The sequence below is a fragment of the Microbacterium sp. H6 genome (assembly GCF_003314775.1).
Lineage (GTDB): Bacteria > Actinomycetota > Actinomycetes > Actinomycetales > Microbacteriaceae > Microbacterium > Microbacterium oxydans.
On record NZ_QOAY01000309.1, the window covers coordinates 8,251 to 8,628 of the forward strand.

1 protein-coding gene is annotated in these 378 nt (G+C 72.5%); it reads left to right on the forward strand.

Features of this window, described 5'->3' with window-relative positions:
- The coding region (locus tag DSP71_RS21250; protein ID WP_258546597.1) for an arginase family protein at window positions 1-378 on the forward strand (378 nt) is incomplete at both ends.

A 378-nucleotide genomic window follows, 5' to 3' on the forward strand; every position in this document is an offset into this window, starting at 1 on the left:
CGCCGTGCTCGTCGGGGTGCCGACCTGGCGCACCTCGCTCTCCCCGACCGGTGCGCACGCGACGCCCACGGCGATCCGCGCGGCTCTCCCCCGCTACGGCACCGCGCTGATGGGACCGCCGGTGATCGAGCTCGACGAGGTGCTGCGCATCGCCGACGCCGGCGACATCGCCGATCCTGACGGCTCCGCCGGTGAGGCCAGGGTCATCTCCCGCGTGCGCGAGCTCGCCGCCGCTTCGAAACTCGTGATCGCCCTCGGCGGCGACAACTCGCTCACCTATCCCGTGGCGCTCGGTGCCGAAGCGACGGGACTGATCACGTTCGACGCCCACTTCGACCTGCGCGACGGCATCTCGAACGGCACTCCCGTGCGGCGCCT